This is a genomic window from Cryobacterium psychrophilum (genome assembly GCF_004365915.1).
Lineage (GTDB): Bacteria > Actinomycetota > Actinomycetes > Actinomycetales > Microbacteriaceae > Cryobacterium > Cryobacterium psychrophilum.
Genome location: NZ_SODI01000001.1, coordinates 1,652,443 through 1,678,635 on the forward strand (window position 1 = coordinate 1,652,443; position 26,193 = coordinate 1,678,635).

Annotated in this window: 21 protein-coding genes, 1 tRNA gene and 1 pseudogene; 7 read left to right on the plus strand and 16 right to left on the minus strand. The window is 64.1% G+C overall.

Features of this window, described 5'->3' with window-relative positions; genetic code table 11:
• Nucleotides 1-13: 13 nt before the first annotated feature.
• The 3 genes from EDD25_RS07745 to EDD25_RS07755 are packed head-to-tail and all read right to left on the minus strand — an operon-like array spanning nucleotide 14 to nucleotide 3,235.
• Complete coding sequence (locus EDD25_RS07745) at nucleotides 14-1,033, minus strand: tyrosine-type recombinase/integrase (protein ID WP_134172180.1); 1,020 nt, start codon at nucleotides 1,031-1,033, stop codon at nucleotides 14-16.
• On the minus strand, nucleotides 1,020-1,994 hold the full coding sequence (locus tag EDD25_RS07750; protein ID WP_134172179.1) for a tyrosine-type recombinase/integrase: 975 nt from the start codon (nucleotides 1,992-1,994) through the stop codon (nucleotides 1,020-1,022). Before EDD25_RS07750 ends, EDD25_RS07745 begins: the two co-directional genes overlap by 14 nt.
• Nucleotides 1,991-3,235, minus strand: coding sequence for a tyrosine-type recombinase/integrase (locus tag EDD25_RS07755; protein ID WP_134172178.1), 1,245 nt, complete (start codon nucleotides 3,233-3,235; stop codon nucleotides 1,991-1,993). Before EDD25_RS07755 ends, EDD25_RS07750 begins: the two co-directional genes overlap by 4 nt.
• Before the next feature lie 199 nt (nucleotides 3,236-3,434).
• Between EDD25_RS07755 and EDD25_RS07760 the strand changes: the two genes are divergently transcribed.
• Both EDD25_RS07760 and EDD25_RS07765 read left to right on the plus strand, forming a co-directional pair.
• The gene (locus EDD25_RS07760) at nucleotides 3,435-4,259 is read left to right on the plus strand and encodes a Mu transposase domain-containing protein (RefSeq protein WP_134172177.1); all 825 of its coding nucleotides are present in this window, start codon (nucleotides 3,435-3,437) and stop codon (nucleotides 4,257-4,259) included.
• On the plus strand, nucleotides 4,259-5,026 hold the full coding sequence (locus EDD25_RS07765) for an ATP-binding protein (RefSeq protein WP_134175133.1): 768 nt from the start codon (nucleotides 4,259-4,261) through the stop codon (nucleotides 5,024-5,026). Before EDD25_RS07760 ends, EDD25_RS07765 begins: the two co-directional genes overlap by 1 nt.
• A gap of 100 nt (nucleotides 5,027-5,126) precedes the next feature.
• Here EDD25_RS07765 and EDD25_RS07770 read toward each other — a convergent pair.
• Nucleotides 5,127-5,573, minus strand: a pseudogene (locus tag EDD25_RS07770) (transposase); the annotation flags it as partial.
• 67 nt (nucleotides 5,574-5,640) lie between these two features.
• Between EDD25_RS07770 and EDD25_RS17500 the strand changes: the two are divergent.
• Both EDD25_RS17500 and EDD25_RS07775 read left to right on the plus strand, forming a co-directional pair.
• Nucleotides 5,641-5,853 (plus strand): hypothetical protein, encoded by a 213-nt coding sequence (locus EDD25_RS17500; RefSeq protein ID WP_166671238.1) that lies wholly within the window; start codon nucleotides 5,641-5,643, stop codon nucleotides 5,851-5,853.
• Nucleotides 5,854-6,065: 212 nt separating this feature from the next.
• A complete protein-coding gene (locus EDD25_RS07775; RefSeq protein ID WP_134172771.1) occupies nucleotides 6,066-7,169 on the plus strand; it encodes a tyrosine-type recombinase/integrase in 1,104 nt (367 codons plus the stop codon).
• A 46-nt stretch (nucleotides 7,170-7,215) separates the two neighbouring features.
• Here the strand turns inward: EDD25_RS07775 and EDD25_RS07780 are convergent, their stop codons facing one another.
• Both EDD25_RS07780 and EDD25_RS07785 read right to left on the minus strand, forming a co-directional pair.
• Nucleotides 7,216-7,692, minus strand: a complete 477-nt coding sequence (locus EDD25_RS07780) for a DUF1643 domain-containing protein (RefSeq protein ID WP_134172772.1) — start codon at nucleotides 7,690-7,692, stop codon at nucleotides 7,216-7,218.
• A gap of 233 nt (nucleotides 7,693-7,925) precedes the next feature.
• Nucleotides 7,926-8,015: transfer RNA gene (locus tag EDD25_RS07785), tRNA-Ser, on the minus strand.
• Nucleotides 8,016-8,100: 85 nt separating this feature from the next.
• Between EDD25_RS07785 and EDD25_RS07790 the strand changes: the two genes are divergently transcribed.
• Both EDD25_RS07790 and radA read left to right on the plus strand, forming a co-directional pair.
• Nucleotides 8,101-8,886, plus strand: a complete 786-nt coding sequence (locus EDD25_RS07790) for an SGNH/GDSL hydrolase family protein (RefSeq protein WP_241986339.1) — start codon at nucleotides 8,101-8,103, stop codon at nucleotides 8,884-8,886.
• Nucleotides 8,887-8,896: 10 nt separating this feature from the next.
• Entirely contained in the window at nucleotides 8,897-10,261 is a 1,365-nt protein-coding gene (gene radA / locus EDD25_RS07795) for a DNA repair protein RadA (RefSeq protein ID WP_134172774.1), read from the plus strand.
• Between the two features lie 2 nt (nucleotides 10,262-10,263).
• On the opposite strand, the gene EDD25_RS07800 is transcribed toward radA, so the two are convergent.
• From EDD25_RS07800 to EDD25_RS07815, 4 genes are all read right to left on the minus strand, one after another.
• Nucleotides 10,264-10,704, minus strand: coding sequence for a dehydrogenase (locus EDD25_RS07800; RefSeq protein ID WP_134172775.1), 441 nt, complete (start codon nucleotides 10,702-10,704; stop codon nucleotides 10,264-10,266).
• A gap of 181 nt (nucleotides 10,705-10,885) precedes the next feature.
• Nucleotides 10,886-11,524, minus strand: a complete 639-nt coding sequence (locus EDD25_RS07805; RefSeq protein WP_134172776.1) for a hypothetical protein — start codon at nucleotides 11,522-11,524, stop codon at nucleotides 10,886-10,888.
• Between the two features lie 137 nt (nucleotides 11,525-11,661).
• Nucleotides 11,662-16,353, minus strand: coding sequence for an ExeM/NucH family extracellular endonuclease (locus tag EDD25_RS07810; protein ID WP_241986340.1), 4,692 nt, complete (start codon nucleotides 16,351-16,353; stop codon nucleotides 11,662-11,664).
• Nucleotides 16,354-16,585: 232 nt separating this feature from the next.
• Nucleotides 16,586-17,104, minus strand: a complete 519-nt coding sequence (locus EDD25_RS07815; RefSeq protein ID WP_134172778.1) for an amino-acid N-acetyltransferase — start codon at nucleotides 17,102-17,104, stop codon at nucleotides 16,586-16,588.
• A gap of 572 nt (nucleotides 17,105-17,676) precedes the next feature.
• Here EDD25_RS07815 and EDD25_RS07820 point away from each other — a divergent pair.
• On the plus strand, nucleotides 17,677-19,161 hold the full coding sequence (locus EDD25_RS07820) for an HNH endonuclease signature motif containing protein (protein WP_134172779.1): 1,485 nt from the start codon (nucleotides 17,677-17,679) through the stop codon (nucleotides 19,159-19,161).
• Nucleotides 19,162-19,257: 96 nt separating this feature from the next.
• Here EDD25_RS07820 and EDD25_RS07825 read toward each other — a convergent pair whose 3' ends face one another.
• The 6 genes from EDD25_RS07825 to panC all read right to left on the minus strand — a co-directional run bounded on the left by EDD25_RS07825 (nucleotide 19,258) and on the right by panC (nucleotide 26,190).
• Nucleotides 19,258-21,783 carry an ATP-dependent Clp protease ATP-binding subunit gene (locus tag EDD25_RS07825; RefSeq protein ID WP_134172780.1) on the minus strand — a complete coding sequence of 842 codons (2,526 nt, stop codon included), beginning with the start codon at nucleotides 21,781-21,783 and terminating at the stop codon, nucleotides 19,258-19,260.
• Nucleotides 21,784-21,937: 154 nt separating this feature from the next.
• The gene (cls, locus tag EDD25_RS07830) at nucleotides 21,938-23,401 is read right to left on the minus strand and encodes a cardiolipin synthase (protein WP_134172781.1); all 1,464 of its coding nucleotides are present in this window, start codon (nucleotides 23,399-23,401) and stop codon (nucleotides 21,938-21,940) included.
• A 5-nt stretch (nucleotides 23,402-23,406) separates the two neighbouring features.
• Entirely contained in the window at nucleotides 23,407-23,586 is a 180-nt protein-coding gene (locus EDD25_RS07835) for a hypothetical protein (RefSeq protein ID WP_134172782.1), read from the minus strand.
• A gap of 16 nt (nucleotides 23,587-23,602) precedes the next feature.
• Complete coding sequence (locus tag EDD25_RS17505; protein ID WP_166671239.1) at nucleotides 23,603-23,746, minus strand: hypothetical protein; 144 nt, start codon at nucleotides 23,744-23,746, stop codon at nucleotides 23,603-23,605.
• 2 nt (nucleotides 23,747-23,748) lie between these two features.
• Nucleotides 23,749-25,269 (minus strand): lysine--tRNA ligase, encoded by a 1,521-nt coding sequence (gene lysS / locus EDD25_RS07840; RefSeq protein ID WP_134172783.1) that lies wholly within the window; start codon nucleotides 25,267-25,269, stop codon nucleotides 23,749-23,751.
• A 54-nt stretch (nucleotides 25,270-25,323) separates the two neighbouring features.
• Nucleotides 25,324-26,190, minus strand: coding sequence for a pantoate--beta-alanine ligase (panC, locus tag EDD25_RS07845; protein ID WP_134172784.1), 867 nt, complete (start codon nucleotides 26,188-26,190; stop codon nucleotides 25,324-25,326).
• Nucleotides 26,191-26,193: the final 3 nt, after the last annotated feature.

Below are 26,193 nucleotides of genomic sequence, written 5' to 3' on the forward strand. Positions count from 1 at the left end.
TTCCTCGGGATAATCATTTCAGGCCAGCGAGTTGGAGGATGAGATCGTCGCCTCCCGTCCAAAGCGGTGCGAGCTCGGGGTTGGCGCTGCCGGCTTTCTGGATCGCTTGACGCACCATCTCGTTATCCGCTGACGCGTAGATACTCGTGGTCGCGATGTTGGCGTGGCCGAGGAACTCCTTGATATGGGGAAGAGGAACCCCGGCGCGCAGCATCTGCATCGCGCGGGCGTGCCGCAGCTGGTGGGCATGGATCTTCTCCGGGACCTCCGGACATTCCTGTTGTGCGATCGCGGCGTGTTTGTTGAGCAGGTAGGTGATGTTGTCCTGGCTCATCTGCTGTCGGTGGCCCGCCCGGATTGTGAAGAACAACGGGGAAGCTGCTTCGGGGGTGCCGGGATGGAACTCGGCCAGATACTGCTCCAGGTGGCGCGCAGTTTTATCCATCAGGGGAACAGTTCTGATCTTGTGGCCTTTGCCGGTCAGCGTCACCCGGGCGGCGCCGACTGTGGTGTCGATATCGGCCGGAGTCAGATCCAGCATTTCCTGGATCCGTGCTGCGGCGTCAAACATGAGCAGGATTAGAGTCGTGTCTCGCCTGCCCCGGTTGGTGTTCTGTCCGGGCGCGCGGATCAACGCGTCGACGGCAGGCATACTCAACCCATCCGGTGCCCGCGCGGGTATTCGGGCGGGTTTGACCTGTCGGACGCCTAACCAGATCGACACCAGCGCCGGATCCTCGCCAGCGCAATAGGACAGGAACGACTTGATCGCGGCAAGGCGTTGGTTCGCCGAGGACACGCTCAGATGCTGGGTGTCGAGCAGCCAGGTGAAAAAGGCGGTGATGGTGGCGCGGTCGATCGCCTCGAAGCTGACCTCCGCGAGGGTGAGGTGCTGGGTTTCGCGCAGGAAGTCCAGCAGCGTGTTTAGCGCCGTTTTATAGGAGCGGATGGTGTGCGGGCTGAGCCGGCGGGCCCGCGGCAGATGGATAGTCAGCCATGCACGGACCAGGGCGAAGAACTCAACGGAGGCCATCGGGCGCCTCCGGCAGAGCGCCTTCGATGCCGGTGTTGGCGAGGCGGCGCAGATCAGGATGGAAATCCGCCGCGAGGTGGAAGTAGTACCAGGTGTCTTCGGTGTTGCTGTGTCCGAGGTGCAAACTCAGATAGGGCACCAACGATTCCGGATCTTTCCCGGCGACCGTCCACCGGTTGATGTTCTCGACCACGTGGGCGTGACGGAGGTCATAAACGCGCGGCGGAGAACCCGGGCTGGACGCGATGTGCGGATCGGCGGCGCCTAACAGCTGCTGGAACCAATAGTCGATGGTGCAATGGCTATAGAAGTTTCCCGAACGGTTGGGGAAGAACGGCATCCGATCTGGATGGTGGGCGCTGATCGTGGCGTCATAGTTTTGGCAGTACTCGTGCAAATCCGGGGACAGGAACACGATGCGGTCCTTGTGGCCCTTGGACTGCCGAATGTTCACGGTGCCACGAAGCAGGTCGACGTCGTTGCGGTGCAGCGTGCGGGCTTCGCTGGGACGCAGTCCCAGACAGTAGACCATCCGGAAGATTACCGGGATGATCACTTCCCGCCTGCCGCCGAAGCTGGTGGCCTGGATGGTATCGGCGGCGTCGAAGAGGGCTCGCAGCTCCTCGTGGGTGAAGATGTGCGGGCGGTAACGGATTTGTTTTCCCGGGATTCCTGACGGGATGACGTAGGCGGTCATGCCGAGCCCATTCATGTGTTTGGCCAGTTGCCGGATCGGGCTCATCCGCCGCATCTGGCCGTTGACGTGTTCTGCGGGCCGGGCGACGGCCCAGGCCATCGCCATCTCCTTCGTTAACGCCACCTGGCCGGGAAAGTCCTCCGCACACATCTGGTCGAAACGATGCAGATGCCGCTCGGACTCCTCGTAGGGCAACCCGAGCGCGTGTTTGACCTCGAGCAGGGACCGCAATGGCTCGGCCAGACCGCTGTAAAAGCCGCTCATGATCGTGTCCCTCGAGGTGCAATGCCCGCGAAGTCCAGACAACAGGCCCGCATCCGCGTCTCATCGGTGGACAGGTAGTGTTTCGCCGAGTCGATCGTCCGGTGCCCGAGCGCTCCGGAGATCACCGGTAGTAGCGTTCCGCCCTCGAGTAGCCGGGTGGCGAACGAGGCTCGCAATACTCTGAACCCGCGGCCCGTGCCGTTCTGGGTGATGGTCCCGCTGCGGGCAAAGGCGCGTGAGGCCACCCAATACAAACTGTCACATGGGCGAAGGCCGACGTAGGGAGCATGAGAGCGAAGGAACACATGATCGTCTTCACCACCAACCGGTCTGCCGTGCAGGAGATAGTCCGCGATCGCCTCACCAACATCGGCAAGCAGCGGCAACGTCAACACCGCCCCCGTTTTGTGTTGGACGAGGGTGATCTTCGCCTGCGCCCAATCGATATCACGCAACCGCAAACCGGCGATGTCCACCGGCCGCAGGCCCGTCCTGGCGCCCAGCAGCAACAGCGCCCTGTCCCGCAGACCCATCGGCGTGGAGATATCCGTGGAGTTCACCAGCGCGTCGATTCCGTCGGCTGGGACAACTCCCACCGAGCGGACACGTCGCACCATCTGAGCTGGGATCGCGTGTGAGAGTCCGGTGACGCTGCCGGATTCTTCCAAGAATCGACACAGCACGCGCAGCGCCGACACCACCGTCCTCATACTCCCCGGCTGATACCGGCCGCCGAGGAACACCACCATCGCTGACACGTCCGAGACAGATATCGACTGGGCATCAGCCACTGCGCGTTCGGGCAACCACGCCAACGCGGTGCGGGACACCGTGGCATACAAACTCTGGGTCGCAACGGCCACCGACTGGCTCTGCAACCAGACCTCGAACTGTTCCTGGACGGGACGGAAGACAGCATTCAGCGCATCATTAGGATGAGCCTGGCGAGACAAACACCACTGGTAGGAGCCCGTCCGTGCCACCTCGGACAAGACCAGAACAGCCTTGCGAAGAAGCCTGTGTTTCCAGTCCTTGAACCGGCCAGCCCGGTGTTCCGCCGCAATGAAGGCGACAAACGAGGCAACAGCCTCCTCGGAGAACTCCTCGATGCCGTCGCGGGAACAGAACCTCGCGAACTGGGACCAAGCCCACCGGTATTGCATGGTCGTCGACGGCGCATGTCCCAGCGGACCAATTGCCGCGTCAGCCTGCACGATCACATCGCTGATAGAAACACTCATCTCTGGCTCACCTCCAGTGAAAATCGATAGAGATGAGCCAGCGTAAACAGGCCGCGATTATCCCGAGGAAATGGCCACTCAGGCCGCCAACGCACAGGCTCCGCGACTGAAACTCGGGATAACAAAATCCTCGGGATAGTCGCGCTTATCCCGAATTCGGGATAAGCGCGACAAGGCATCAGCCGAGAATGCGGTGAATGTGGTCAACAAACGCGTCATCGGCTACCTCGAGGACGATGTCTTCACCACGCTGAGCGAGTTGAATGCTGCGATCCAGGAGCGGGTGCGGGTGCGGGAGATCAACCATGACATCCGCCGCGCCGACGACACGACCCGGTGGGAGAGGTTCGACGCTGAGGAGCGGGAGCTGCTGGGCGCGTTGCCCGACGCCGGGTTCGAGGACGTCGAGTGGAAGGAGCTCAAGGCCGCCCGGAACTACCACGTCACCGCGGACACACAACGGTATTCCGTGCCCTTCGCTCTGGCGGGCAAGCTGCTGCGGGTGAGGCTGACGTCTTCCCGAGTGACGATTTTCGACGGACACGAGAGCATCTGCGAACACACTCGGCTGACGGGCCGCAAAGGCCAATACTCGACCCTGCCCGAACACGTCCCGCCGCAGCACCGCAACATCGACGGGCTGTGGTCCAGGCGGTGGTTCACCGACCGGGCGCGCAGCTTTGGGCCGGCCACAGTCACGGTGATCGAGCAGATCCTCGACGGCCAGGTGATCGAGGCGCAGGGCTACCTGTCCTGCCAGAACATCCTCGACGGGCTCGGCAAGAACAACCGGGAACGGTTGGAGGCGGCCTGCCAGGAGCTCGTGAACCGCAGCGCCCACCCGACCTACTCCACCCTGAAACGTTTGATGGCGGCCATCGACAGCGACGCGAAGAAACCCCGGCCAGTCGTCCCGGCGGCCTCGACACGCAAACGCGTCAGCACCGTCGTTTTCCGCGACAGCATGCCAGACGTTTATGTTCGCGACGCCTCACACTACGCACGCGGCGAGGAGGGCAAGTGATGTTCACCAGCGTCGATTACGACAAGTTCCGGGCCCTTCGCGTCACCCACGTTGCGACCCGGCTGGAGGAACTGATCCAGGACGAGGGCAACGACACCCTCACCCCCGAGCAGCTCTTCCTCACCGCCGTCGACGACGCGCTGGAGTCCCGGCGCATCAACAAGGTCGACAAACTCATCCGCCAGGCCACCTTCCCGATCCCGGGCGCGACGGTTGCCGAGGTCGACTACCGCGAGGGGCGCGGGATCACACCGGTCAGAATGCGTCGCTATGCCGACCATGCCTGGCGGGCAGATCCGACGAATCTGCTCATCATCTCGCCCACCGGAGGCGGGAAAACCTACCTCGCCTGCGCGCTGGCCATCGGCGCCTGCCAGAGCGAGCACTCGGTTCTTTACTTCCGGATGGACGACCTCGCCCGACGGCTCATCATCGCCCGCGGCGACGGCATCGCCCACCAAAAGCTATTGAACGAGCTCTCCAACATCGACCTGCTCATCATCGACGATTTCCTCACCGTCGGCATCGACAGCGACGCCGCCAGCGACCTGTTCGCGATCCTCGCGAACCGCGAACACCGGCTCCCGACAATGATCGCCTCGCAAACCGGACCCGCGCACTGGGTTGCCGAGCTGCCTGACCGGGTCGCAGCGGACTCGATCGTGAACCGCCTCGCCAACAACGCCCGAATCATCAACCTCGGCCAGATCGACATGCGCAGGCACCGCAACGACCAAGCCCGCGCCCACGAGACCTACTGGGAATAACACCGGAGGCGGCCCGGGCAACCCGACCGGGCCGCTACCACCTCGTCAGAACTGCGCTACCAACTCGCCGGACTGGCGCTACCATCAAGCGCTACTCGCCAGGGGTGTGCATTCCAATGCCGGAGTGGCGATGTTCACCGTTGTACCAGTCGTAGAATTCGGTGCAGAATGAGCGTGCCTCGGCGAGGCTGTGGAACCGGTCTGGGAACTCGGGCCGGTACTTCAGAATTTTGAAATGCGACTCCGAAAATGGATTGTCATTACTCGTATGCGGGCGGGAGTGCGACTTGGTCACGCCCAGGTCGGCAAGCAGAAACGCGACGGGTTTCGACGCCATCGAGGACCCGTTATCGGAGTGGATCGTCAGCTGATCACGGCGAATGTTCTGCTTCTCGATCGTGTCGAGCAGGAGCCGCTCGGCCAGATCGGCGGACTCCCGGGTGGCGACCATCCACCCGACGACGTACCGCGAGTAAATGTCGATAATCGTATACAAGTAGAAGTACGACCATGTGGCCGGACCCTTGAGCTTCGAGATGTCCCACGACTTATGCCGACGTCGGCATAAGTCGTGAGACCTCACCGAGCGCACGGAACGCTCGCAACTCGAGGCCATGCGCGAACTGATCGCCAGCCTGCGGGAGCGCCGCCGCCTCACCATCAACGTGTCCATCGAAGCAGAGCTCACCCCCGCCAGCGAAGTCACCACCGAACCCCCGATCTGGGACACCTCCCAAGAACAACTCGCCGAGGCAAACCGTCGCATAAAACAGCTCAGCACCTACCTCGCCGATACGGGGTGGGACATCGAAGGCTGGGCCCAGTAACCACTGGAATCAAGCCAAAGCATTGTCGCGAGGGAGCCGCAGAGAACTGGCCCGCCAGTTGTAATCTGTGCGCGTGACGAACTTTCTGGCACGAGTTCGGATCGGCAACCGCATTCATGCGATCCGCAAACAGCGCGGCATCCACTCGATGTCGGTGGGTCCGAGGATAGTAAGACCAGATTCACGATCACTGACGATCCCGAGGTGAGGTCATGGGAAGCATCGAGTCTTACGCCACGACGAGCGGCAAGCGCTATCGAGTGATTTATCGGCGTCCCGATCATCTGCAGACTCAGAAGCGCGGGTTCCGAACGAAGAGAGACGCCGAGCTCTACCTGTCGGCCATAGAGATCAAGAAGGCTACCGGTGAATACATCGATGCCACCGCCTCGAAGGCCCTAATCGCCGTGTTGGGTGCTGACTGGTTGGCATCTCAGACACACCTCAAGCCGTCTTCACTTCACCCCGTTGAGGTTGCGTGGAGGCGATACGTCCTTCCGACCTGGGGCACCTACAAGGTCGGCCAGATTCGCCACAGCGACGTGCAGATTTGGATCTCGCAGCTGGTTGCGGGCCGCAGCGCGACGACCGTTTTGCGGATCTATGGTGTGCTGGCCGCGATCCTTGATGTTGCGGTGAAGGATCGGCGCATTCCCTCGAATCCTGCGCGGGGAGTGACCCTGCCGCGTAAGACGAAGGGCCAGCACGCATACCTGTCGCACAGACAGGTCGCGCTGCTCGCACAAAACTCCCGTAAGCACTCGACTCTCGTTCTCGCCTTGGCCTATACCGGGTTGCGCTCGGGTGAAGCGACCGCGTTGCGAATTCGCGACGTGGACACGGTGCGACGGCGTATTCAGGTGCACGAAAATGCGGTGAGCGTTAGTGGGACGATCCACGTCGGCACACCCAAGACGCATCAAGCGCGCGCGGTCCCCTATCCAACGTTTCTCAATCCGCTCTTCGTCGAACTCATGAAAGACTCGACTGGGGGCACTCGTGGTCGCGGCGAGCTGCTTTTTGGAAGTGGCCTCGACTACGTCCGCAGCCCCGATTCCCGGCGCGGTTGGTTTGTGTCGGCGGTGCGCAAATCGCAGACTGCCGACAGCACGTTTCCGCGAATGACTTTGCACGATCTACGCCACACCGCAGCGAGCCTGGCCATCTCCGCTGGCGCCAATGTGAAAGCCATCCAACGAATGCTTGGCCACGCGTCGGCAGCCATGACTCTCGACACCTACGCCGATCTTTTCGACGACGATCTCGACTCAGTGGCTGACGCGCTCGACGACGCTCGAACTCTCAGCATCGACTGAGCCCCGTTCCACCCATCAGTTTGGAGGCCGTGTGGGGATCATGTCCTTAGACAGGCCACGACGTCGGTGTCAGTTCGCTCGGCAGATACAGCGGATGACTCGGATGCCCTCGCTTCGTCGTCCGCAGGCAGGTAAGCATGTCGAATCCAGGAATTGACAGCACTTCTCTGACGCGCTCTGGTTTGGCGTGCATGCCCCAGGCTGCGACCAGTACCTCACCGCTCGCGCCAGCCTCGTCCAGATAGCGGTCGTTCTCTGGACCGATGGGATCCGCTGCGGTCCACAAGTCGGCCGGCTGCGTTGCCCGGAACGCGTAGAGGTTCACGACGTTCAGCCCTCCGAGCCCCCAACGCCGGGAGAATCCGATACATCGCCGAAGCGTTGGATCATCCGAATGCTCATCCGCGGTGGAGGGATTCAGCATTACGAAAGTCGCGCGCGGACCATCAGACCACACTCGGGAAAGTCGGTAGCGATACATTCGATTTTTCGAAAGTTCGGCTCGCTTGTCGACTTCGATCATTCATCACTATCTCACGGTGATCCGAGCGGGCAAAAATGGGCCTGGACCTGCCTCGTGAGCGTGCTCCCTCTATGCGCAGCACGAGGCTCGACCGGCCACTTTTCATCACGTTGATGCTCGTTTTTCACACCGAAATTTTTTCAAGTGTTGCCAAAATGTTGCCAAAACGGCCATCTGGGCAAAGAAGAACCCCCTACTCCCCAGTGAAACACTGGGATGCAGGGGGTTTTTCGTGGCGGTACCGGTGGGATTTGAACCCACGGTGGAGTCTCCCCCACACGACTTTTCGAGAGTCGCACCTTCGGCCGCTCGGACACGGTACCGAGAGAGATCTTAGTTCACTCTGCGGCCCCACGCGAATCGAGAGTTTCCCTGTACCGTTTCATCCGCTCGCTGTAGTCTCTGCTCGTGAGGATTCTGAGTCCCAGCATTCGTGCTTTCATCAGTGCGGTCGGCATCGGCTTCGCCGCAGCACTGCAGCCCAGGGGCTTTCGCGCGCGACTGGCGATCAGCGCTGCGGAGCTCAACGAGACACTTCCGGTGCACTCACTCTGGTGGCGTGACCACGCCAAAGAAGACGGCGAGCTGCTCTACGTGGCGGTCGGCGACAGCGCGGCGCAGGGAATCGGCGCGAGCCGACCGAACAACAGCTACGTGGGCATCCTCGCCGACCATGTGCGGGCGCGCACGGGCCGCACGGTGCGCGTGATCAACCTCAGCGTGTCGGGTGCCACGGTCGAGCTAGCCGTGCGCGACCAGCTGCCCCGCTTCGCCGCCCTCTCCCCCGACCTCGTGACCGTCGCCATCGGCGCCAACGACATCGCCCAGTGGAATGCCGTGCTCTTCGAAGCGGGCATTCGTCGCGTCTTCGAGGTGCTTCCAAGCCACGCGCTCGTGGCCGAACTGCCGTGCTTTCACCTGCCATCAGCCGAACGCAAGGTAGCCGTGGCCAACCGCATCGTGCGCGACGTCGCCGCCGAACGGGGCCTCACCGTGGTGCCGTTGCACGCCGCAACCAAGCGCCCGGGGCTGCGCAGCGTCGCGACACATGTGGCGAAAGACCTCTTTCACCCCAATGATCTCGGGTACCGCGTGTGGGCCGATGCCTTTCTCCCCTCCCTCACCGCCCGGGTCGCCCGCCGTTTCGCCATGACCAATGACCCCGCGCCCGAGAGTGTCGGAGGCCGCGGCTAGGCTCGATTACATGGCCAAACTCGTCTCCAGCTTTCGTTGCACGGAGTGTGGCTGGACCACACCCAAATGGGCCGGCCGCTGCGGCGAGTGCCAGCAGTGGGGCACGGTGCAAGACGCCGGCCAGTCGGCGGGCATCATCCGCACGCTCAAGGCAACACCGGTCGTCGGCGACGGCATCGCCCGCCCCATCACGCATGCCCAAACGGATGCTGCCGAGCACTGGCCCACCGGAATCAACGAGTTCGACCGCGTGCTCGGCGGTGGCATCGTTCCCGGTTCCGTCATTCTGCTCAGCGGCGAGCCCGGCGTCGGAAAGTCCACGCTGCTGCTCGAGGTGGCCTCCATGGCGGCGGCAGCCAAGTCCCGCGTGCTCTATGTGAGCGCCGAGGAATCCGTGAACCAGGTGCGCCTGCGCGCCGAACGCACCAACGCTCTCCAGGAGGAGCTGTACATCGCCGCCGAAACTGACCTCGGCACCATCCTCGGCCAGATTGACGCGATCAAGCCCGACCTGCTCATCGTGGACTCCGTGCAAACGGTGTCGAGCGCGCTCTCCGAGGGATCGGCGGGCATGCCCAGCCAGGTGCGGGAGGTGGCATCCACTCTCATTCGCGTGGCCAAAGACCGTGACCTGCCCGTGCTGCTCGTCGGCCACGTCACCAAAGACGGCTCGATTGCCGGCCCGCGCGTGCTGGAGCACCTGGTCGACGTCGTGTGCCAGTTCGAGGGCGACCGGCAGACCTCGTTGCGCTTCGTGCGTGCGCTCAAGAACCGATTCGGACCAACCGACGAGGTGGGCTGCTTCACAATGACCGGCGAGGGCATCGAAGAGGTGCCAGACCCCAGCGGCCTGTTTCTCAGCCGCGGCGCCGAGCCGGTTTATGGCACGTGTGTCACCATCACGATGGAGGGGCGGCGCGCGATGCCGGTCGAGGTGCAGGCACTCGTCACGAAAACCTCGGCGCCGAACCCTCGTCGCGTCACGAGCGGGATCGACGCATCGCGGGTGGCCATGCTGCTCGCCGTGCTGCAGGAGCGCGTCAACATGGACCTCTCCGGCATGGACGTCTACGTGTCGACCGTGGGCGGCATCCGCCTCACCGAACCGGCAGCCGACCTCGCCATAGCCCTTGCCATCGCGTCGGCCATGACGTCGCTGCCCATCGGGCACGAGGTGGTGGCGTTTGGAGAGATCAGCCTGGCCGGCGAGATTCGGGGCACGTCGGCGGCCAAGCAGCGCGCGAACGAAGCGAAACGGCTGGGTTTCAGCACCCACGTGGATGCCGCGAGCGGCTCGATCCAAGCGGCCGTCGCTTATGCGCTCACCACCGGCCGCGACCCGCGCGACGCCGAGCTCGACGAGGCCTTTCGCTAGGTCTAGTCGAGGCTGCTGATGTCGGGCGCGGCGCCCTCGTCTGGCTGCTCACCGAGCGCACGCATGAGGTCGGCCGGGGCGGCCTGCATGACGTGAGGTCCGGCGATGTCGAAGAACACCATCTCGAGGGTGCTCTCGTGCACGGTGAGAAACTCGCGCAGCCATTGGCCGTCACCGACCATCACCTGCGGGTTCACATCGTCGGGCACCATTCGGGTGTAGTTCTCCGCGGAGGAGAAAAGCAGGAGCATGCGCTTGTCGGTCCCCTCGCGACCGAAGACGCGCACCTGCTCGGCCTGTCCGTTGACCACGAGTTGCGGGATGATCATCACGTCATTACGGAGAGCATAGGCGACCGCCACCACGTCCTGGGCGGCGAGGGCTGCGGCGAGAGCCTCTGACTGGGTGGGAGTGGCAGGGTCTGGGGAGAGAGAATCGGTCACCCCTTCATTCAATCAGGCCGCGCGCTGCGCGCGCAGTCCTCGAGGCACGCCGCGAGCGAACGCGGAAGTGTTATCGAGAAAGAGGTCACGGGGTCTCGACAGGCTCGACCAACGAGACGGGGCGTTATCGAGAAAGAGGTCACGGGGTCTCGACAGGCTCGACCAACGAGACGGGGCGGAGTTAGTAGAGGAGGATCTGTTTGGGGCTCGTGGAGGCTATTCCGTCGACCGTGACGTTCAGAAAGTAGGAGGCACCGCCCCCGGGAGCGGCCTCACGCGTCGGGTCCTCACACGTGCCCGCGGCGGAACGGGTGCGGTCCCACGCGATGGGCGTCGACGAACTCACGGTCACACCGGGCTTGAGCGTGACCTCGGAGTCCGCGGCATCGGTCTGGCAGTCCGTCGACGTCCAGTACGTGTCGTTGCCGCTCGTCACCGTGAACACCTGCTGAGCCGTGCCGGCGTTGATCGCGCAAGCGTTTGAGCCATTGTTCGTGAGGCTCAGGGACAACTGCGGCAGCTCCCCCGATTCGTAGGTGCTCTTGTCGGTGAGCGCCTCGATCGCCACATTGCCGGCGTCGCACGGAGCACCATCGACCGTGGCTGCCGCTGACGGGGCCGGACTCGCCGAAGCATCCGTCGCGGTGCTCGCCGGCGATGCCCCCGAACCCGCGCCGGGTTCTCCGCTGCTCGCGCCAGGTTTCACGATCACCAGGGTAATGACGACCGCCACCAGGAGCAGTCCGAGTAGCGCTACGAGACGACGGCGCCGGTATACCTTGCTGGACTGGCGGCCGAGAGGCTGCTTGATCGTCGACATGCCCCAAGGTTAATGACGTTCGGAGCTCGCACCCGGTAATGGTGAGCGTGTCGGAGGCATTTGTTGCAGGAATGCACACTGCCCGCCTGCAACCGGAGAGGTTCCGGTTGCAGGCGGGCAGTGTCAAAGCCGACGGGTTAGCGCTGCACGCCCTTCGGCGGCTTCGGTGCCTTCTTGGCCTTATCGACCTTGACGTCGGTCCAGCCGATCACGTCACCGTCCGCGTTCTGCGCGGAGATGGTGTGCTTGCTCTGCTTGAGACCCTCGTCGAGCGTGACGCTCACGGTGCCCTCAGCGCTCACCAGTAGCCATCCGCCCAGATTGTGGGCCTCCTTCTTGGCGTAGGCCCACACCGACACGTACTCTCCGGCGTGTTCCACCCCGACGTCGACAACCATCGTGGCACCGGCCACATAGGAGTCCTTGTCGGTGTCGATCGCGTTCTTGAGCACCTTGGTCAACGACTTCTCGGGGACTGCGGTGGGCGCATCCCCCGGTGCGGCGCTGACGGCCACCGCGATCGCAAGGCGCACGATGGTGCCTGACGGGGCGGCGGTCATCTCCAGCACGCTGTTCTCGACGGCGTCGGCCGGCACTGTGACGGTGACGGTAGCCGTACCGGTGGCGTCAACGGATGCCGTACCCACGTCGGTGCCCGACCAGCGCAGCGCGAGCTGCGTGTTCTTCGGGGCACCGAGCGAGGTGAGGTTGAGGTCGCCCACCGTGAAGGTGATCGTGTCACCCGGGTTGACCGCGGTGGTCGGAGCGCCGGTGATCGAGGCCTGGTTGGCCTTGAACGACGGGGACAGCGGGCTGCTGGTCTGGATGTAAGAGATCCAGGCTTCCCGGTCGACGAGACCAGAGTCACGGGTGGCTGTTCCATTGAGGAACTCACGGAAGTTGTCGCCTCCGGTGAGCAGGAAGTTGAACGAACCGATGCGGTAGCTCTGCGCCGCATCGATGGCCACGCCGTCGATCCAGATGCCCGTCACGCGGTCGCCCGCAGCACGGCTGGCATCGAATGTGTAGTTCACGTTGTCGCTCAGGCCCAGCTGCAGGAATGGACGGCTCGGGATCGTGCCATCCGCGTTGGTCTGCCACTGCTGCTCAAGAATCACCTTGAACTGCGCGCCGGTGAGGCTCGTGGTCCAGAGGTTGTTCAGGAACGGCAGCACGGCGTTCGCCTCGGCGTAGGTGATGACACCGTCGGGAGCGTACAAGAGGTCGGACCGCATTCCACCCGGGTTGACGACGCCAATTTCGGCGCCGCCGATCGTGGGGTCGGAAAGCGAGGCGCGCAGCGAGTTCGCCACGAGGGTGCCCAGGGTCGACGGCGCCATGCGGTTCTCGGAGCACGGCGCAACGCCGTCAACGCAGGCCCGGGTGATGTCGGCGGTCAGCGTACCCACCGGCACGTTACCGAGAACGGCGGCCTCGGCCAGCGCCGCGTTCGTGATTGCCTGCACCGTTGCAACACGCGGGTACATGGTCACGAGCTCGGCATCCGGGGTGGCAACACGAGCTACGTTTCGGTTCTTGACCGTGGTCGTGTCACCGGAGGTGCGATCGTAGCTGAGCACGACCTGGCCGATGTTGGAGCCGTAGCTTCCCGTCTGCAGCACCGGGCGCGTTACGCCGTCCGCGGCACCGGGAACCTGTGCGTCCCACGCGTACTGCTTGTGCGTGTGACCGGTGAAGATGGCGTCGACCTCGGGTGAGGTTCCGTTGACGATGTTCTCGAAGGCGCTGCCGGTGAGGGCGAGTTCCTGCTCAAGCGTCGCTTGGTCGGGGGTGCCCCCGCTGGCGCCCTCGTGGAATTCGGCGATCAAAACATCCGCTTCGCCGTTTGCCGGGTCACCGTCGGTGAGTTCCGCTGCGACACGGTTGACCGCCTCGACCGGGTCGCCGAAGCTGAGCGCCGCGATTCCGGTGGGCGTCACGAGCGACGGGGTCTCCTTGGTGACAGCGCCGATCACGCCGACCTGCACACCATCGATCGTGAAGACCTCGAACTCCTGCATGGCCGGCGTTGTGGTTCCCGCGTTGTACACGTTGGCGCCGAGGTAGCTGAAGTCCGCTGCATCGTTGACTCGACCCTGCAGGTCGGCGAAGCCCTTATCGAACTCGTGGTTTCCCACGGCGGAGGCGTTGAGACCCAGCGCGTTGAGCACGTCGATCGTGGGCTTGTCGAGCTGTGAGGAAGAGGCGAACAACGAGGCCCCGATGTTGTCTCCACTGGAGAGGAACAGGGTGTTGGCGTCACCGTACTCGGCCCGCAGCTGCTCCACCGTTCCGGCGAACTTGACGGTCTTGGCGTCAATGCGCCCGTGGAAGTCGTTGATGTTGAGCAGGTTGAGCTCGACAGCAGACGAGGTGGCGATGTTGAGCCCGACAATGACCGGGTCGTGATCGGACGAGCGGTACGCGTCTGCCGAGTAGAAGTTGGTGACGTTGCTGTTGTAGCGGCTGTATTCCAGGGCGACCGATTCAACCGAGTTGATGTTCCACACGTCAACGTCGTTCACCGTGGCATCCGCTTCGGGGGAAGCAAACACGTGGTCGAGCGAACCAACCGTGCCGCCGTAGGCGTACGTGTACTCGCCGCTCTTGGCCTCCTGGGTGATATAGCCGGCGTCGGTGATGACCTTGATCGGGTCTTCCTGGTCGTAGGCGTTGAAGTCCCCGGTGAGGAACACCCGGTCAATGCCCGTGCTGCCCTTCAATCCATCGGCGAAGGCGACGAGTGCGGTGGCCTGGTTGACGCGTGAGGCGTTGGATGCACCCTGACCGTCTCCCATGTCGGCATCGACGCCCGTGCCTGAACCCTTGGACTTGAAGTGGTTGACGATGGCGAGGAAACGACTGCCCTCGTCACCGGTCAGCTGGAAAGCCTGCGCGAGCGGCTGGCGTGCGTTGCTGAAGGCGGCCGAGCCGGTGAGGATCGTGGATGCTCCCACGGTTTCGACGGTGCCGACCTTGTAGATGAACGCGGTGCGGATGACGTCCTCGTTGACGGGAAGCAAGGCGGGCGAGGCCACGAAGGCCCAGACCGTGCTGCCGGCGGCGGCGTTGAGCGCGTTCACCAGGTTGGAGAGGGCATCGTCGCGAACCTTGCCGAACACGGCGGAGTTTTCGATCTCTTCGAGCGACACCACGTCGGCGTCGAGCGCGTTGATCGCCGCGACGATCTTGGCCTGCTGACGCAGGAAGTTCACCTCGTTCGCCGCGCCGCGTGCGTCGCATCCGCTGCGCACGGTGATCGGGTTTCCGGCCCGGTCGTTGTAGTACGTGCAGCCGGTAAGGGAGTCACCGGTTGTGGAGAAATAGTTCAAAACGTTGAAACTTGCGAGGCGGATGTCGCCTCCCACGTTCTCGGGAACGTCCGTGCGGGTGTTGGCGAAGGTTGCGGGCTGTACCGATGCGGCGTTTGCCGCCGTCAGCACCTCGGTCGGCTGGAATTTCCAGGCGCTGAAGCGATAGTCGAGGATCACCGGCTTCGTGAACGTGACGGCCGCACCGATGCGCAGCGGGTCACTCACCGTGAGGTACGGAACCGGGGTGCCCTGGTTGGAGGATGAGAGGTAGTTGGTGCTCGCGCCATCATCAAGCGTCACAGCGCGGGCCGCGTTGTCTGCGATGGCCGCCGTGTACTCCGCCGAACCGGGACGTGCCGTCACCGTGGGGTTGACCAGCGGCGTCGTTCCGGCCGCAAGGCCGATCTCGGCGTACTGGTTGGTCGCGTAGTTGTTGGTGACGGTGAAGTCGCCGACCGGGGCGATGAGCATGCCTTCGAGCGACTCGCGCCCGGCATCCGTGCCGGGCAGGCCAACGGTCGCGGGCAGCGGGTCGACAATGTCCGTCCCGTTGAGCGAGGTGATGTCGCTTAGTGATGCGACGTTGAGTTCGGTGAGGCCGTAGTACTCGGTGATATTGCCGACCACGGAAACGTAGTCGCCGATGGCAACGTCGGCCGTGAGCCCGGTTCCCGTGTAGACGAACAGGCCGTCGGATGCGGCGTGTGTGCCGAGGTCAATGGCGCCGCCGGTGCCGGGGGTCTGCAGGTAGAAGCCCGCGAAGCCGCCGGTCGGATACGCTGCCGTGACGATTCCCGTGGTCTTCACCGTGGCGCCCACGAGGGGGCTGTCGGCTGTTGTGCCCTGAATCGCGCTGATGGCGGTCACCTCGCTGGGCGGGTCCGTGGGAACAGGTGGATCGGTGGGCGGGGGCGTCTGGGACGTCGAGTTTGTGGGGGTAATTTGCGCAGAGAGGCTGAAGTCGGCCCGGTTGTTGTCCGTGTCGGCGAATCCCGTGCGGTTCAGGGACTTGACGTCAGTGTTGCTGTTCGGGGCGACGGATGCCGCACCTTCGAAGGTCAGCGACGTGCCGTAACCGATCGCGTCGACGACGCTGGCGTTACCGGCGATGTTTCCCGACGGGAGAGTGAGGGTCGACTGGGTGTTGGCGAGTACGAGGGTTCCACCCGACCCACTGGGGTTGAGCTTGCCGACGAGGTCGGGTGTCGGAAGGGCCTCACCGGGTGTCGTCGAACCATTGGAGCCGCCGGAGATGAGGAAGTATCCGCCGGCCGCGATCGTGCCCGACAGCGTGTCGTTGCCGCTGAAGGCGTCAACCGACGAACCGGTGGCTTTGCGGTACTGCAGCGACCACGTGCTGAGGTCGATGGCGGCATCCGTGGGATTGTAAAGTTCCACAAATTTGTTCGTGAAGGCAGCGCCGGCGCTACCGCCGCTCAAATATGCCTCGTTGATGACCACGCCGGTGCCACCGGTATTGGCCATCGCGGGTAGGGCAACCAATGGGGCAGCCACGAGGCTCACTCCCAGAACTGCCGCGGATATAAGCGTAGAAACGCTCCTGAACGAATTTTTCATTGGTTCCCCTGCGAATATTCATTGTCCCGAGTGGTGCTCGCAGACTATCCAGCGCGCGTGCCCAGTTGGTTAACAAAGCGAAGTTTGCTCACATGAGCGCCCGAGCGGAAGGCGCCTCATGCTCGCCGTCAAGCGGATGCCGGCGCTCGCGCGGCCTCGGCCCGTGGCGCTAAGCCGCCGAAACGGCCTTCACCATGCGGGTATTGCCCAGGGTGTTTGGCTTGACTCGGGCGAGGTCGAGGAACTCCGCCACGCCCTCGTCATGGGAGCGCACGAGTTCGGCATAAATGGCCGGATCGACCGTCTCGGAGCCCATGTCGACAAATCCGTTGCGGCTGAAGAACGGCACCTCAAACGTGAGGCAGAACAGGCGGGTCAGGCCGAGCTCGTGGGCATCCACTTCGAGGCGCCCGAGCAGGGCGCGGCCCACCCCGTAGCCAAGCCACGCGGCATCCACGGCCAGGGTGCGAACCTCGCCGAGGTCTTCCCAGATGACGTGGACGGCGCCGCAGCCGATCAGGCGGCCGGTGGAGTCTTCGGCGACACGAAATTCCTGCACGGCTTCGTAGAACACGACGAGATCTTTGCCGAGGAGGATGCGCTGCTGCACGAGCGGCTCGACGAGCGCCTGGATTCCGGGCACGTCACTCGTACGAGCGCGGCGCACCGTGAAGTCGTTCTGCGTCATCGGATGGCCCTTTCGTCGTGGAACCTCAAGTTTAGGGAGTGCCCCCGGACGCGTCCGACCAGCGTGGCGGACCCCGCGAGGCGCCGCGGCACTCATTAGGCACCCTCGCACTCGTTGGAACAAGTGCCACGCGTCCTGACGAGTGCCGCGCACGGGGCCCCAAACGCCCCGGTCGCCCACGCGCGCGCTCGCTCGCTCGCTCGCTGGGTGATGTTGCTACTTCAGGAGATCCGGCCGGGAACATCCACTCGCCCGCGAGACTACGCGGCGGTCGGGTACTGTCGACCGCGGATCTCCTGAAGTAGCAACCGGAGGGGGCGGATGCCGAGGGCGCGTTCGGAGTGCGGCGCAGGGTGCGCTGGGTGCGCTGGGTGCGCTGGGTGCCCATCTCCGGGCCGAGGAATGGCCGGTAGGCGGGCTGCGTTGGCGCCCGGAACCGGCGCCAACCGCGCCCGTGAGGGCGCTGGCGGGTTCGTTTACGGGCTTCGGTCGGCAGAATTACTTACTAAGATCTATAAAGAAACAGGTGAGCAACTCTCGCGTTTACGTTCGATTCGCGCTAAAATGGGGGTATGTTCACGACGGTGAAGTCCGGAGCTGAGATGGTCGCCCTGCTACTGCAGGCCGGCGAACTCGTCACGGCCGCCCTCGCCGGAGTGCAGTTCAGCCTCCTCGATGATGACGATGCACTCAGCGTGATGGGCGCGTTGGAGGCCGTGGGGCGTCGGGTGGATGGTGGCCGGATCAGCTCCGCCGCCAACGTGGCTTTTCGCGCCGACTCCGGCCTCGGTCATGACTCGCTCGCGTGGAAGAACGGATGCCGCGGCAAGTTCGAACTGATCACCGGGGTGACGCGTATCTCGAGTAGCGAGGCGAAGCGGCGGATGCGCCTCGGCGGCACCATCACCGGGGTCTCGTCCGCGACCAGCGGACTGGTCGGGCAGGTCATGCCGGTGCGGCACCCCGCCGTCGCCGAGAGTCTGGCCGCCGGGGAACTCGGGGTCGACGCCGCCGACGTGATCGTCACCGCACTCGAACAGATCTCGACCCGGGTCGCCCCGGACGACCTCGACCGGGCCGAACGCGCCCTGGTGGCGTCGGCGACGGGGGCGATCACCGCCGAGACCGAGGGCCTCCCGGGTGCGGGGATCGCGTTCAGTGCCGACCTCATTCGGGCGCAGGCCCACGAATGGGCGGCGATGCTCGACCCTGATGGGGCGGCGCCGAGCGACGACAAGACGGCCGCGAAGAGCACGTTCGGGTTCGGGCTCCTGCGGGATGGGCTGTATCCGCTGCGCGGCGGTGTGACGCCCGACCTTCGCGGCGTGATGAACGGGGTGTTCAACACGTTCCTCAGTGCCCACGCGGCACCGGCGTTTCCGTCGGCGGAGGACCAGGCGCGCCTGGAGGCCGGGGAACTCATCCCCGGCGCCGAAGAAGCCGTCGATGACCGTACCGGCGGGGAGAAGTGCGCCGACATTCTGCGGGCGGTGTTCGAGAAGACCGCCCGAGACCCGAAAACCCCGACCATGGGCGGCGCGGCGCCCGTCGTGATGGTGCACGTGAACGCCCGCGACCTGAAGAACGGTCGCGGCGTCGGCTGGATCGACGGCGTGGACGCCCCGATCAGCCTTCGCAGCGTAAACCAGCGGCTGTGCGCGGGCGGCTACCAGCAGGTCATCATCGGCGACGACGGTCACGTACTGCACCTCGGAGCGAAGGAACGCTTCTTCAGCCCCGCCCAGCGCCGCGCGATCGCCGCCCGCGACGGCGGCTGCGTCATCCCCGGCTGCAAAATCGCCGCCGCCTGGTGCGAGGTGCACCACGTGATTCCGTGGCAATCTCAGGGAAAGACCGACGTGGAAAACGGTGTTCTGTTGTGCTGGTTCCACCACCACACCATTGACACCGCCGGGTGGGACATCCGAATGATCACCGGCCGCCCCCACCTGCGCGGCCCGGTGCTCTTCGACCCCACTCGAACCTGGCGGCCCGCCGCCACCCACCGCGCCAATACGCCCAGCAGCGATCCGCCGTGGAGCCGGTCGAAGCAGTAGACCGTGACGAGGGTGTTGGGTTTGAGTCTGTTGTCGCCGGTGAACAGCGAAGGGCCCGACGGAGTATTCCGTCGGGCCCTTCGTTACTGCGTGTGGCTAGTCGCTCGTGATGGCGAGGTCCGGGGTACCCGGGCCCGTGCCAACGCTCGCCGTTGTGTTCACGCCGACACCCACCGCGTCGTCACGCGTCGTGGTGGTGAAGACGAACGCGCCGTCGGCCCAGTCAACGTCAACGTGGTCTCCCGCGTTCAGCTCGCCCTGCAGGATCTTCTCCGACAGACGGTCCTCCACCTCACGCTGGATGGCCCGACGCAGCGGACGCGCTCCGAGAGTGGGATCGAAGCCGATCTCGATGAGGCGCTCCTTGGCGGCCAGTGTGAGGTCCACCGTCATGTCGCGGTCGAGCAGACGCACGCCGAGACGCTTGATGAACAGGTCCACGATCTGAAGCAACTCGGGCTTCGTCAGCTGCGGGAAGACGATGATCTCGTCCACGCGGTTGAGGAACTCGGGCTTGAAGTTCTTCTTCAGCTCGTCTTTCACCTTGCCGGCCATACGCTCATAGCCCGTGGTGGAGTCACCCTCGAGCTGGAAACCAACGGGTCCACCGCTGATGTCTTTCGTGCCGAGGTTGGTGGTCATGATGATCACGGTGTTCTTGAAGTCAACAACGCGACCCTGGCCATCCGTCAGACGTCCCTCTTCCAGAATCTGGAGGAGCGAGTTGAAGATGTCGGGGTGAGCCTTCTCGATCTCATCGAACAGCACCACGGAGAACGGCTTGCGGCGCACCTTCTCGGTGAGCTGGCCACCCTCTTCGAAGCCGACGAATCCGGGAGGGGCACCGAACAGACGCGAGACGGTGTGCTTCTCGCCGTACTCACTCATGTCGAGCGAGATCATGGCGGCCTCGTCATCGAACAGGAACTCGGCGAGCGCCTTGGCGAGCTCGGTCTTGCCCACACCGGTGGGTCCGGCGAAGACGAAGGAACCCGACGGACGCTTCGGGTCCTTGAGCCCGGCACGGGTGCGACGGATGGTCTTGGCGAGCGCCGAGATGGCCTGTTCCTGACCGATGACGCGCTGGTGCAGGGCCTTCTCCATGAACACGAGGCGAGCGGACTCTTCCTCGGTCAGCTTGAAGACGGGGATGCCGGTGGCCTGGGCCAGAACCTCGGCGATCAGACCCTCATCAACAACAGCCGTGGACTTGACGTCGCCCGACTTCCACTTTTTCTCCAGGCGCAGGCGCTCTCCGAGGAGGTTCTTCTCCTCGTCGCGCAGTCCGGCAGCCTTCTCGAAGTCCTGCTCCTCAATCGCGAGCTCCTTCTTGGAGCGAACGACGGCGATCTTCTCATCGAATTCGCGCAGCTCGGGCGGGCTCGACAGGATCGACAGACGCAGGCGGGCGCCAGCCTCGTCGATCAGGTCGATGGCCTTGTCCGGCAGGAACCGGTCGGAGACGTAGCGGTCAGCGAGGTTCGCCGCGGCGACGAGTGCACCATCGGTGATCGACACCTTGTGGTGCGCCTCGTAGCGGTCGCGCAGGCCCTTCAGAATGTTGATCGTGTGGGGCAGCGACGGTTCGTTCACCTGGATCGGCTGGAAGCGGCGCTCGAGCGCGGCATCCTTCTCGAAGTGCTTGCGGTACTCATCGAGCGTGGTGGCACCAATGGTCTGCAGTTCACCGCGGGCCAGCAGGGGCTTCAAAATGCTGGCGGCGTCGATGGCGCCCTCGGCGGCACCCGCACCCACGAGGGTGTGGATCTCGTCGATGAAGACGATGATGTCACCACGCGTGCGGATCTCCTTGGTGACCTTTTTCAGTCGCTCTTCGAAGTCACCGCGGTAGCGGCTGCCAGCGATGAGCGAGCCGAGGTCGAGCGAGTAGAGCTGCTTGTCCTTCAGCGTCTCGGGGACATCGCCCTTGACGATCGCCTGGGCGAGGCCCTCAACGACGGCCGTCTTACCGACACCGGGTTCACCGATGAGCACAGGGTTGTTCTTGGTACGCCGAGACAGGATCTGCATGACCCGCTCGATCTCCTTCTCGCGCCCGATGACCGGGTCGAGTTTGTTGTCGCGGGCGGACTGCGTGAGGTTCCGACCGAACTGGTCGAGAACCTGGCTGCCCGCCGTGTTGGCGGTCTGCTCGTTGGCGCCGACCTGCACCTGCTCCTTGCCCTGGTAACCAGAAAGGAGCTGAATGACCTGCTGGCGCACCCGGTTGAGGTCTGCACCGAGCTTCACGAGCACCTGGGCAGCAACGCCCTCACCCTCACGAATGAGGCCGAGCAGAATGTGCTCGGTACCGATGTAGTTGTGGCCAAGCTGCAGCGCTTCGCGCAGGCTCAACTCAAGAACCTTCTTCGCACGCGGCGTGAAGGGGATGTGGCCGGTGGGCTGCTGCTGCCCCTGACCGATAATGTCCTGAACCTGCTCGCGCACGGCATCCAGCGAGATGCCGAGGCTCTCCAGAGCCTTCGCAGCGACGCCTTCACCCTCGTGAATCAGCCCGAGCAGAATGTGCTCCGTACCGATGTAGTTGTGGTTGAGCATCTTGGCCTCTTCCTGGGCCAAAACGACGACGCGACGAGCTCGGTCGGTAAATCTCTCAAACATATGATCGCTCCCTTGGCGCCAGGGCAGTTGGTGCCGTTACATCGAGAATAACGAGACTGCGCGGGCAATGGGCCGATGTTCGCCCTAGGCGTGACGGATGCTTATCCCGCCCCCTCTTGCGGGGCCCCACCGACGACGTAAATCGACGACGTCGCTACTGCACGGCGGAGGTCAGCCGGGCGAGATTGTCGAGCACGGTGGAACGCAGCGACTGCTTCATCCACGCCTCGAGGGTGAGCTCACGACTGTTCGCCCGGTAACCGTCCTCGACCGCACGCAGCTCCTGCACGAACGACTCCCCGCGCACCATGAGCGACACCTCCATGTTCAGGCTGAAGGAACGCTGGTCCATGTTGCTCGAGCCGATCACGGCAACGTCGTCGTCGATCGTGAAGTGCTTGGCATGCAGGATGTACGGTGCCTTGTACATGTAGATCTTCACCCCGGCCCGCAGCAGTTCCTCATAGTACGAACGCTGCGCGTGGTAGACGAGCGCCTGGTCGCCGATCTCCGACACGAACAGTTCCACGTGCAGGCCCCGCTGGGTGGCGGTCGTGATTGCGTACATCATGGCCTCGTCCGGAACGAAGTAGGGGCTCGTGATGACGATGCGGTTCTGGGCGTAGTACAGCAGAGCCAGGAACAGTCGTAGGTTGTTTTCGCCTGTGAACCCGGGGCCGCTCGGCACCACCTGGCAATCGAGGGCAGCGCTGCCAATCTGCGGGTGTACCGGTTCCACATCGCGCGTGAGCAACTCGTTGGTCTCGCTGTACCAGTCGGTGATGAAGATGGCGTTGAGCCCTGCCACGATCGGGCCCTCGACCCGGGTCATGAGGTCTTTCCATTGCAGGCCCCGGCGAATGTTGCGGCGAATGTTGTAGGACCGGTCAATGATGTTCTGCGAGCCCATGAAGCCCACGATGCCGTCCACGATGAGGAGTTTGCGATGGTTGCGCAGGTCTGGGCGCTGCCATTTTCCTTTGAGGGGCTGCAACGGCAACATGAGTTCCCAGTGCACCCCGGACGCGGTCATCCGCTTCTTGGTGCGCCCGAACCCCGGCTTGCGCAGGCATTGCAGGTGGTCCATGAGCACGCGTACGGTCACGCCGCGCGCGACGGCCCGTTCCATGGCGTCGAAGAACGGGGCCGTGGTGTCGTCGAGGGAGAGGATGTAGAACTCCACGTGCACGTACTTCGTCGCCGCATCGATGTCCGCGATCATTGCGTCGAACGCGTCCTGGTACCCGCCGATCAGGCTCGCGCTGTTGTCACCCACGAGCGGCATCGCCCCGAGGTTGCGGTTGAGTTCCACCACGGATTCCAGCCAGGTCGGCCACGGATGGTCGCGCTGCACGCGTTCCACTCCCTCGGTGCTTTCGAGGATGAACTGGTTGATCTCGGCCTGCATCGCGAGCCGCTTCTTCGGCAGGGTGCGGTAACCGATGAGCAGGAACAGCAGCACTCCCACATAGGGAATGAAGAAGATCGTCAGCAGCCAGGCCATGCCCGACATGGGCCGCCGATTGCGCGGCACGACGATGATCGCCACCACCCTGACAGCGAAGTCAACGACGAAGGCCAGAAGAACGACGATGGTCGTTCCATCGATGCCGAACATTCGAATCAGGTGACGGGCTTGTCGAGACCGAGGCGCGCACGCTCTTCGGCCTCGATCTGGGCATAAACCTTACGTTCGGTGCGGTCGGCGTGGAGAATCGAGCGCAGCAGCATCCAGAACAGCAGCCCCAGAAAAATGGTGGGGATTACTGAAAAGAGTGCGTTGGCCCAGAAGTTCTCGATCACGCATTCAGACTACCCGTTATTTATCGATGAGTCCCATGATGCCGGAGAGTAGGGAATACGCGCCGATGCCGCCGACGACCACCCAGATGACGATCCGGTTCATCGACGGCGTCTTCGGATCTTTGTCCGGTTGAAGATCGCCCGGCGGCAGAAACGTCATGACTACTTCACCAGTGGGAAGAGGATGGTCTCACGGATACCGAGGCCGGTGAGGGCCATGAGCATGCGATCGATTCCCATGCCCATTCCACCGGTCGGCGGCATCCCGTGCTCAAGTGCACGCAGGAACTCCTCGTCCAGGCGCATCGCCTCCGGGTCACCGTCCGCAGCGAGCCGGGCCTGCTCTGCGAAGCGTTCACGCTGCACGACGGGGTCAACGAGCTCAGAGTACCCGGTGGCGAGTTCGAAACCACGAACGTAGAGGTCCCACTTCTCGACGACTCCCGCAATGGAGCGGTGTCCGCGTACCAGGGGGCTCGTGTCCACGGGAAAGTCCATCACGAAGGTGGGGCGCGTGAGAGCGCCCTTCACGAAGTGCTCCCACAGCTCTTCGACATACTTTCCGTGGATGGGGTGATCGATCTCGAGGTCTTCGCGGGCGGCGAGCGCCTTGAGCTCCGCGATCGGGGTGTCGGGCGTGATGACGACACCCGCCGCCGCCGACAGGCTGTCGTACATGCTGATGCGCGCCCAGTCACCGCCGAGGTCGAATTCGGTGCCATCTGCCCAGGTCACGACGTGCGATCCGGCAATCGCGAACGCGGCGTTCTGAATGAGATTCTGCGTCAGGTCGGCGATGGAGTTGTAATCGCCGTAGGCCTCATAGGCCTCGAGCATCGCGAATTCGGGCGAGTGCGTCGAGTCCGCACCCTCGTTGCGAAAGTTGCGGTTGATCTCGTAGACGCGGTCGATGCCGCCCACGACGGCGCGCTTGAGAAAGAGCTCCGGCGCGATGCGCAGGAACAGTTCGGTGTCGAACGCGTTGCTGTGCGTGGCGAACGGGCGAGCGGATGCCCCGCCGTGCATGACCTGCAGCATCGGCGTCTCGATCTCGAGAAACTCGAGGTCGGTGAACGTCTTGCGCAGGCTCGCGACGGCCGTGGACCTCGCGACGACGTTGCGGCGGGCCTGGTCACGGTTGATCAGGTCGAGATAGCGGCTGCGCACGCGGGTCTCTTCACTGAGTTCGGTGTGCAGGTTGGGGAGGGGCAGCAGCGCCTTCGCGGCGATCTGCCAGTCGCTCACCATGATCGACAGCTCCCCACGGCGGCTGGAGATGACCTGGCCGGACACGAAGACATGGTCGCCGAGGTCGACGAGGTCTTTCCACTTGGCGAGGGAATCCTCGCCCACCTCACCGAGGGACACCATCACCTGGATGCGGGTGCCGTCTCCGGACTGCAGGCTCGCGAAGCACAGCTTGCCGGTGTTGCGGGAGTGGACCACACGGCCGGCGAGGCCGGCGACAACGCCGGTGACGGCATCCGCTTCAAGACCGCCGAAGCGCGCCCGCACGGCCGGGATCGTGTCGGTCACGGGAACCGAAACCGGGTAGGCACCGCCGGCCGGGGACGTCGCCGCAGCGTTCAGGCGCTCGCGCTTACCCAGGCGCACGGCCTTCTGCTCGTTCATCTCAGCGGGGGTGAGCTCTGCGGGATTGAGCTCTGCGGGATTGGTGCTCATGCGGGTCTCCATTGCGGTGCGGGCTGTGTCTGGTGCGGTGTCTGGTGGGGGTCGTTACGCCACGTCGAGTGACACGTTGTCGATGAGCCTCGTGCCGCCCACGAGAGCGGCCACGAGCATCCGGGCCGGCCCGACATGCTCTGCCCCAACGGGAAGGAACGTGTGCGGGTGAACGACAACGAGATAGTCCAGCTTAACCAGCGGCTGGGGGTCGATGAGCGCATGGGCCGCGGCGAGTGCGGCGACGGAGCCTCCGGCCGCCGCCGACTGGGCGCTCGTCAGGCCCGCATAGAGCGCGGCGGCGGCGTGGAGCTGGGCTTCGTTCAGGTTGCGGTTGCGGCTCGACAGGGCCAGTCCGCTCGCCTCGCGAACGGTGGGGACGACGTCAATCGCCACGCGTACGTTCAGGTCGGTCACCATGCTCTGCGCGAGGAACACCTGCTGGGCGTCCTTCTGGCCGAACACCGCCGTGTCGGGGGTCACAATATTGAGGAGCTTCGCGACCACGGTGAGCATGCCATCGAAGTGCCCGGGGCGGGACGCGCCCTCGAGGAGCGAAGCGATGGGACCGGCCGTGACCCGGGTGCCGTTGCTCGGCTCCGGGTACATCTCGTGGGCGCTCGGTGCGAAGACGAAGGTCACGTCCTCCGCTGCGAGGGCCTGCAGGTCGGCCGCGAACGTGCGCGGGTAGCGGTCGAGGTCCTCGTTCACACCGAACTGAAGCGGGTTGACGAAGATGGAGACGACGACGATGTCGCCGAGCTGCCTGGCGCGCCGAATGAGCGCGAGGTGCCCCTCGTGCAGGGCGCCCATCGTGGGAACGAGCACCACGCGCGTATCGCCGCCGACCATGGCCGCCGAGTCCCGGGTCTCGCCCACTCGATTGCGCAGTTCGTCAATGGTGCCAATGACTTCTGGCATGGT